This window comes from Paraburkholderia sp. RL18-085-BIA-A, assembly GCF_046027075.1.
Classification (GTDB): Bacteria; Pseudomonadota; Gammaproteobacteria; order Burkholderiales; family Burkholderiaceae; genus Paraburkholderia.
Map to the genome: position 1 here is coordinate 23,609 of NZ_JARESU010000097.1, position 8,116 is coordinate 31,724.

Annotated in this window: 8 protein-coding genes and 1 tRNA gene; 1 reads left to right on the forward strand and 8 read right to left on the reverse strand. The window is 63.1% G+C overall.

Features of this window, described 5'->3' with window-relative positions; all coding sequences use genetic code 11:
* Nucleotides 1–170: 170 nt before the first annotated feature.
* The 6 genes from P0D89_RS37900 to P0D89_RS37925 all read right to left on the reverse strand — a co-directional run bounded on the left by P0D89_RS37900 (nucleotide 171) and on the right by P0D89_RS37925 (nucleotide 5,652).
* Nucleotides 171–247 (reverse strand) — tRNA-Val (locus P0D89_RS37900).
* Between the two features lie 153 nt (nucleotides 248–400).
* Nucleotides 401–2,644: a RelA/SpoT family protein gene (locus tag P0D89_RS37905; protein ID WP_408366562.1), complete on the reverse strand. Its 2,244-nt coding sequence runs from the start codon at nucleotides 2,642–2,644 to the stop codon at nucleotides 401–403.
* Nucleotides 2,645–2,696: 52 nt separating this feature from the next.
* Complete coding sequence (locus P0D89_RS37910; RefSeq protein WP_408366564.1) at nucleotides 2,697–3,050, reverse strand: RidA family protein; 354 nt, start codon at nucleotides 3,048–3,050, stop codon at nucleotides 2,697–2,699.
* A 79-nt stretch (nucleotides 3,051–3,129) separates the two neighbouring features.
* On the reverse strand, nucleotides 3,130–4,044 hold the full coding sequence (locus tag P0D89_RS37915; RefSeq protein ID WP_408366566.1) for an alpha/beta fold hydrolase: 915 nt from the start codon (nucleotides 4,042–4,044) through the stop codon (nucleotides 3,130–3,132).
* Nucleotides 4,045–4,303: 259 nt separating this feature from the next.
* Nucleotides 4,304–4,945 carry a CoA transferase subunit B gene (locus tag P0D89_RS37920; protein WP_408366568.1) on the reverse strand — a complete coding sequence of 214 codons (642 nt, stop codon included), beginning with the start codon at nucleotides 4,943–4,945 and terminating at the stop codon, nucleotides 4,304–4,306.
* Between the two features lie 2 nt (nucleotides 4,946–4,947).
* Complete coding sequence (locus P0D89_RS37925; RefSeq protein ID WP_408366570.1) at nucleotides 4,948–5,652, reverse strand: CoA transferase subunit A; 705 nt, start codon at nucleotides 5,650–5,652, stop codon at nucleotides 4,948–4,950.
* Between the two features lie 241 nt (nucleotides 5,653–5,893).
* Here P0D89_RS37925 and P0D89_RS37930 point away from each other — a divergent pair, with 241 nt between their 5' ends.
* Nucleotides 5,894–6,439 carry a LuxR C-terminal-related transcriptional regulator gene (locus tag P0D89_RS37930; protein ID WP_149667982.1) on the forward strand — a complete coding sequence of 182 codons (546 nt, stop codon included), beginning with the start codon at nucleotides 5,894–5,896 and terminating at the stop codon, nucleotides 6,437–6,439.
* A 105-nt stretch (nucleotides 6,440–6,544) separates the two neighbouring features.
* Here the strand turns inward: P0D89_RS37930 and P0D89_RS37935 are convergent, their stop codons facing one another.
* Complete coding sequence (locus tag P0D89_RS37935; RefSeq protein WP_408366572.1) at nucleotides 6,545–6,976, reverse strand: acyl-CoA thioesterase; 432 nt, start codon at nucleotides 6,974–6,976, stop codon at nucleotides 6,545–6,547.
* A gap of 170 nt (nucleotides 6,977–7,146) precedes the next feature.
* Nucleotides 7,147–7,923, reverse strand: coding sequence for an SDR family oxidoreductase (locus tag P0D89_RS37940; protein ID WP_408366574.1), 777 nt, complete (start codon nucleotides 7,921–7,923; stop codon nucleotides 7,147–7,149).
* Between the last annotated feature and the right edge of the window lie 193 nt (nucleotides 7,924–8,116).

Consider the following 8,116-nt stretch of genomic DNA (forward strand, 5'->3'; position numbering starts at 1 on the left):
GCCGCATTCACATTTCCTGCAAACTACATTGGCGAAAGTGGTCCTCGACTAGCGTCGCTCCGAAGTGGTTTCGGTCAACGTTCGCGGTGTCATAACCGTATTCGCCTTTTGCGCCTAACGCGCTTACTGCAGCTTGCGAAACCCCGGCAAAACCGGAATTTCTCTTTCGTTGGTAGGCTCGATTGGACTCGAACCAACGACCCCCACCATGTCAAGGTGGTGCTCTAACCAGCTGAGCTACGAGCCTGAAGAAACGAGATTATATGGAGCCCCACACCGCTTGGCAAGTACTTTTCTGCGCCGACTTTAAAATTCTACTCATGCGCCCGAGCACCCACCCAGACGCGCTGGTCCGATACCGCTCCACACGTGCGCCCACCCGTGCGCCATATCGCGCGCTTCAGTTCTTGCGCGACGCGCGCACCACGCCCGTCACTTCGCCGAGCAACGTGCACGCCCGCTGAATCTGCGCGGCGCTCTGCACCTCGACGGTAAACTGCATGAACGCGGCGTTGCGGCGCGTCTGCGTCTTCACGCCGATCACGTTCATCTTTTCACGCGCGAACACTTCGGAAATATCGCGCAGCAGACCCTGCCGGTCCGTTGCTTCGATGGACAGATCGACGGGATAAACGGAGTGGCCGCGGCCGCTCATCACATCCGCCGACCACGCCGTTTGCAGCACGCGTTCGGGCGCGCGGTCGGCCATTCGCTGGAACGTCGGGCAATCGCTGCGGTGGATCGACATGCCTTTGCCGCGCGTGACAAAGCCGCAGATATCGTCCGGCGGCGCTGGCCGGCAGCAGCGCGCGAGCTGCGTGAGCAACGCGTCGACACCGACCACCAGCACCCCGGTCGACGCCCCGCGCGCGACGCTTGCGCCGCTGCTGCGCTTCTCGAATTGCTCTGGCGCCTCGACCACAGGCTCCGGCGGCGGCGCATCGTGCAGCGCCTGCTCGACGAGCCGCAGACTGAACTCCTCCTTGCCGACCACCGAGAACAGATCGTCGGTAGTCTTGAAGCCGAGCTTCGCGGCAAGCTGATCGAGATTGACCGACGTCTTGCCCTCGCGCTGCAAGGTCTTTTCGACCATCGCGCGGCCGCTCGCGATGTGCTCCTGCACCTCGACCGCGTTGAACCACGCGCGCACCTTCTGCCGCGCGCGCGAACTCTGCAGATAGCCGAGCTGCGGGTTGAGCCAGTCGCGCGAAGGACCGCCCTCCTTCACCGCGACGATCTCGACCGTCTGACCGTTCTGCAACGGCGTGTTGAGCGGCACCATCGCACCGTCGACCCGCGCGCCGCGGCAGCGATGCCCCAGCTCGCTATGCAGGTGATATGCGAAATCGACGGGCGTCGCGCCGTGCGGCAATGGAATCACGCGCGCCTGCGGCGTCAGCACGTAGATGTGGTCGTCGTCGAGCGTGGCCTGGCGCAGTTGCTCCCACGGCTGCGGCGCGCGCTGTTCGCCGTGCTCGCCCTCGGAGACCTCGTCCTTCCACGCGAGCAGTTGACGCAGCCACGCGATCTTCTCGTCGTACTTCTCGTTGGCGGTGAACTGGCCGCCGTAGCCGCGCGTACCCGCTTCCTTGTAGCGCCAATGCGCAGCCACACCATACTCGGCGAACTGATGCATTTCCTGCGTGCGGATCTGCACTTCGAACGCGCGGCCGTCGTCGCCGATCACGACCGTATGCAGCGACTTGTAGCCGTTCGGCTTGGGCCGCGAGATGTAATCGTCGAATTCTTTGGGCACCGGTTGCCACAGGTTGTGCACGATGCCGAGCACGGTGTAGCAATCCTTGATGTCCGGCACGATGACGCGAAATGCGCGCACGTCGTAGAGCTCGGCAAAGTCGAGCTCCTTGCCGCGCATCTTGCGCCAGATGCTATAGATGTGCTTCGGCCGGCCGCTCACTTCCGCGCGAATATGCGCGGCGGCCAGCTCCTGTTGCAGCCGTTCGATGGCCTGCGCGACATAGCTCTCGCGCTCGACGCGCTTCTCGTCGAGCAGCTTCGCGATGCGCTTGTAAGTGACCGGCTCTTCGAAGCGGAGCGCGAGATCTTCGAGTTCCCACTTCAGTTGCCAGATGCCCAGACGGTTGGCGAGCGGCGCGTAAATATCGAGCGTCTCACGCGCCACGTCCGGTGACGGGGTGATTTTCGCCGCCGCGTAATAGCGCAGCGATTGCAGCCGCGACGCGAGGCGGATCAGCACCACGCGAATGTCTTGCGCGAACGCGAGCAGCAACTTGCGCAGCGCCTCGACCTGCGCGCGGCGCGCGGCTTGAGCGTCGCGCCCGGCTTCGGGTATCGCGTTCTGCGCAGCGCGCAAGCTCACCGTGCCAAGACGCAACAGCTTGCGCACGTCGCCGACCAGTTGCGCGACTTCTTCGCCGAAGTTGTCGGCGATCACGCGCTCCGGGTCCTGCAGATGTGGTGTCAACGCAAACAGCGCCGCGGCCAGCACCGCCGGCGGATCGACGTTGAGCTTGCGCATGATCGACGCCGTACCCGCCGCGTGATCCGCCAGCAACTCGCCCGACGACAGCCGCACCTCGCCCGCATGCTCGCGCACGAACGCCATCGCTTCGTCGAAAGAAGGAATGGGATGCGGCGTGCTCGTAACGATTTCGGTATTCATGGTGCGACGGCCCGCCGGGCCAGACGAATCAACGGAATTTCAACAACGGTGCTTAGCTGCGCTGCGCCGCAACCACGACGATTTCGACGAGGCACTTCGGATTGGCGAGCCTGGCTTCGACGGTAGCGCGCGGCGGCGTGGCGCCTTGTGCGACCCACTCGTCCCACACGGCGTTCATGCCGGCGAAGTGCACCATGTCGGAAATGTAGATCTGCACCGACAGCAATTGCGACTTGTCGCTGTTCACTTCGGCCAGCAGACGGTCGATGTGCGCGAGCACTTCGCGCGTCTGACCCGTGATGTCCTGATCGTCGTCTTCGGCGATCTGGCCCGCGAGGTACACGGTACCGTTGTGCACGGCGATTTCCGAAAGGCGCTGGCCGACGTGGTGACGGATGACTGCCATGAAAAATCCTAAGATGGGTTGAAGTTGAACGGAATGCGATCCGCGTGACGCCATCAGAAACGCCGCGCGGAACTGCATATTATGACGCGTCGGCGACCGCTCCGATAAAGAACTGCCTCGCGATGTCGATCTGATCGTCCGCGAGGAACGCCGGCGCATGCCCGACACCGGCAATTTCCACGCTGGAGACAGTACGCCCGACCTCGACCATCTTCGCGACGGTTTCCCGCGACAGCAGATCGGACTGCTCGCCCCGCACCACCAGCACCGGTCCCTGAAACGACACCAGCGAATGCCACAGCGCGGCCTCGCCGAGCTTCGACGCTTCCTCGCTGGTCGCGGCGAACGGCTGCGCGATGCGCGGGTCGTAGCGGAACAGCCACGCGCCGCCCTGTTCGTGCAGCAGGGGCGTATTGATTTCACGCCATTCGTCGGGCGTGAGTGGACCGAAGGTCTGCGCGAGCAAAGCAGCGTAGTCGACGCCTTGCTGCAGCGTTTCGAAGCGCGCGGGTTTGCCGAGGTAATCGCTGATGCGCTGCACGGCGGCCGGTTCCAGATGCGGACCCACGTCGTTCAACAGCAGCTTGCGAATCGGCGTGTCTGGCAAACCGGCGAGCCCGAGCCCGATCAGACCGCCCATCGAGGTGCCGAACCAGTCGACCGTTTCGACGTTCAGGCGCGCGATCAGGGTGACCATGTCGGCCACGTATTGCGGCACACTATACAAGTTGGGGTTGGCGAGCCACGATGACAACCCCCGTCCCACCACATCCGGACAGACCACGCGGTAGGTTCCGGCGAATTCCGCCGCGACGCGGTCGAAATCGCGCCCCGAGCGCGTCAGGCCGTGCACGCAGAGCAGCACGCGCGGGTTGTCCGGGTCGCCCCATTCGGTATAGGCCACGCGATGCAAGCCTGCGGCGCTCGCGCACTGCACATAACGTTGGCGCGGCACGGGCCGCCCGGTGGTGGAAGCGGATGGGGTTGCGGTCATCTGGGTTCCTTGCGAAAGCGCTGCGGATTGGGCTCGGGCACGGCAGGAATCGACTGGCGTCTAGTCTCCAAACGATTGTAAACCGCTTTGCCGCGCGGCAAGGATCGGCCGGATGGCCTAGGACATCACTTCAGACGCACGTGGGCGCGGCACAAAAGAGAACGGGCGAGACTCTCGCCTCGCCCGCCTGGGAAACTGCGTCGTTGCCGCCTGCCGGTCAGTCAAGCGTCTCGCGACCGGTTAGCGGCTAACATCAGCGTCAGCTCACCGCGCTCACATCGAGCGGCGCGCCTGTCTTCGCCTTGATTTCGTCGATGCTCACGCCCGGCGCCAGTTCGGTCACCTTCAGACCGGCATCCGTCACCTCGATCACGCCGAGGTCGGTGATGATCTCATTGACCACGCCCACGCCCGTCAGCGGCAGTGTGCATTCTTCGAGAATCTTGTGCTGGTTGCCCTTTGCGACGTGCTCCATCAGCACCACCACGCGCTTGACGCCCGCGACCAGATCCATCGCGCCGCCCATGCCCTTGATCATCTTGCCGGGGATCATCCAGTTGGCCAGATCGCCGTTCTTGCTGATCTGCATCGCGCCGAGAATCGCCAGGTTGATGTGGCCGCCGCGAATCATCGCGAACGAATCCGCCGACGAGAAAATCGACGAGCCCGGCAGCGTGGTCACGGTCTGCTTGCCGGCGTTGATCAGGTCGGCGTCCACTTCGTCTTCAGTCGGCGACGGGCCGATGCCGAGCAGGCCGTTTTCCGACTGCAGCCACACTTCGACGCCGGCCGGCACGTGGTTCGCCACCAGCGTCGGCAGGCCGATGCCGAGGTTCACATAAAAGCCGTCCTGCAATTCCTTCGCCGCGCGCGCGGCCATTTCGTCACGAGTCCATGCCATGATCAGTCTCCTTTCGCGCGGACGACGCGTTGTTCAATGCGTTTTTCCGGGTGAGCATTCAGCACGATGCGCTGCACGAAGATGCCAGGCGTATGGATTGCGTCCGGATCGAGTTCGCCCACTTCGACGATCTCTTCCACTTCCGCGACGGTGATCTTGCCGGCCATCGCGCACATCGGGTTGAAGTTGCGCGCGGTGCGGCGGTAGATCAGGTTGCCCGATTTGTCGGCCTTCCATGCCTTGACGAGCGCGACGTCGGCCGTCAGCGAATGTTCGAGCACGTAGTGGTTCTCGCCGAACTGGCGAGTTTCCTTGCCTTCGGCGATCAGCGTGCCGTAGCCGGTGTTGGTGAAAAACGCCGGAATGCCCGAACCGCCGGCGCGCAGCTTCTCGGCGAGCGTGCCTTGCGGCGTGAATTCGAGCTCGAGTTCGCCAGCCAGATACTGGCGTTCGAACTCCTTGTTCTCGCCGACGTACGACGAAATCATCTTCTTGATCTGGCGCGTTTCGAGCAGCAGGCCGAGGCCGAACCCGTCGACACCCGCATTGTTGCTGATGCAGGTGATGCCCTGCACCTTCGAATCGCGCAGCGCCGCGATCAGCGCCTCCGGAATGCCGCACAGCCCGAAGCCGCCGACGGCAAACGTCTGCCCGTCCTTGACGATGTCCTTCAGCGCCTCGGCGGCGCCTGGATAGACCTTGTTCATCAGTTGTCCCTTCCTCTATGGAAATCCGAAACCGGATCGTTGCGGCTGGCACGACGTTATGCGGGCGGCGCCCGCTTCGTCATTCTAGTCATCCCCGGCAGACTGTGCGCCCAGCTCGACATGAGCTGCGCGCGGCGTCCGCCGCGGACCACTTCGCCGCGTTGTGATGTGCCCGAAAGGGTACGCTGTGCCTGCCATGCGGCACAATACGCAAAACTACATAAGTACTTGCCGCCACGCCATGCCCGCCCTGGATTACCGAACCGCGTTCCAACTTGCCCCGATCGGACTCGTGCTGTCGCGCGAACGCGTTATTGAAGACTGCAACGACGAACTGGCGTCGATTTTCGGCTGCACGCGCGAGTGGCTGCTCGGCCAGTCGTTCCAGGTGCTGTATCCGTCCACGGACGAGTTCGAGCGTATCGGCGCGCGCATTCCGCCGATCATGACCGCCCAGGGCAGCTACGCGGACGACCGCATCATGAAGCGCGCCAACGGCGAATTGTTCTGGTGCCACGTGACGGGCCGCGCGCAGCAACGCACCGACCCGCATGCGGCAGGCATCTGGACTTTCGAGGATTTGAGCGCCACCCGGCGCGTGGCGGTGGAATTGACACCGCGCGAACGCGAGATTGCCGCGCAACTCGTGACGGGAAAGACCAGCAAGCAGATCGGCCGGGTGCTGGAGATCAGCCCACGCACGGTCGATGTCTACCGGGCGCGGCTGATGCGCAAATACGATACGGGGAATGCAACCGAGCTGTTGCAGCGGTTGCTCGGGAATTGAGGCACGGGCATTGACGCGCAAGCATTAAGACTTGAGCGTTAAGGCACGAGAAGCATTGAGGCACGGGCATGAGCGCCCGGCCGTTGACGAGCGGCGCTCAGGCCGTCAAGCCGCCTTGACCAGCGCGGCCCGCTCGATGGTCGTGCGCAGCAGTTCGGGCACCGGCACCGATTTGCCCTCTGCGTAGTTAATCCACACGCAGCGCGCGGCGCCACGCGCATACACGGTGTGCGGGTCGTCGGCGCGCACCAGCTCGAAGCCAGTGTCGAAGCTGCTGCGCCCGGGCGTCGCCACCGACATCCGTCCGATCACGTCGCCGGGATAGTGCAATTGCTTGAGAAACTCCATCGACGCGTTGACGATCACCGGCCCCTCGCCATCCGCATTGCCGCCGATAAAGCCCAATTGCTCGAACCAGGAAATCCGCACCTGCTCCATGTAGCGGAAATAGACCGTGTTATTCACATGGCCGAATGCATCCATGTCGCCCCAACGGATTGGCATCGACATCTCGAAAACTGCGTGAAAATCGCTCATCGTACTTCCGTTCTTCCTGCTTCTTTGAAGTGTTGAAACCTGTTCCAGGCCGGCGCGCGAAGCCGCCCGAAAACGCCAGCAACATGCTGCAACATAAGCCCGGCGCGTATGCTGGAAAAAGACCCGGGCACGCAAAACACTTTCTTCGAACCTGCACCCATACGCGACGCTCACGCAAGCCCGAAGCCGTCGTCGGCGGCGATCACCGAGCCGTTGATGAACTGCGATTCGTCGGCCGCCAGCAACAGCAGCAGCCCGTCCAGATCGTCCGGCTTGCCCACGCGATGACGCGGCAGCATCGACACCAGCTTCTGCCCCTGCTCGGTCGACCAGTGATGATGGTTGATTTCCGTGTCGATATAGCCCGGGCAGATCGCGTTGACGTTGATGCCGTGCTTGCCCCACTCCAGCGCCATCGCCTTCGTCATGTGGACGACGGCCGCCTTGCTCATCGAATACAGGCCGATTTGCGGCAGCACGCGCAAGCCCGCCATCGACGCGATATTGATGATCCGGTACGACGGTTTCTGCGCGTTGTTGCCGCGCATGATCATGCGCTTGGCCACTTCCTGCGCGACGAAGAAGGCGCCGCGCGTATTCGTGTCGAATACATATTCGAAGTCGGCCGGCGTGACCTCGGTGAGCTTCTGCGTGGTCGACACGCCCGAGTTGTTCACCAGAATGTCGATCGTGCCGGCCTCGGTCTCCGCATGCGCGACCGCCGACTTGATGCTCTGATAATCGGTCACGTCGAGCGAAACGACATGCGCCGCGCCGCCGGACGCCTCGATCTCGGCGCGCAGTTCCTTCAGACGTTCGGTACGCCGGCTCGCCAGCACGACCTTGGCGCCCGCCTGCGACAACACCTGAGCAAAGCGCTTTCCCAACCCGCTCGAAGCGCCGGTAATCAGCGCGACCTTGCCTTCCAGATTGATCGAACGGCCCATTGTCGTTCCTTTCGGTTGTATTGACAGCTGCGGTTGACAGGTCCGGTAGCCCGGCCCTGCGGGTCGATACCGTATCACGTAAATAGTACGATCGTGCTAATCTCGGCTCATCGGGTTGCAGTGCATGGATCGATCGCCCACAATACCAACCCGAAAAAAGCATTCTAACGGTAAGAGGAGCATCAATGACCCC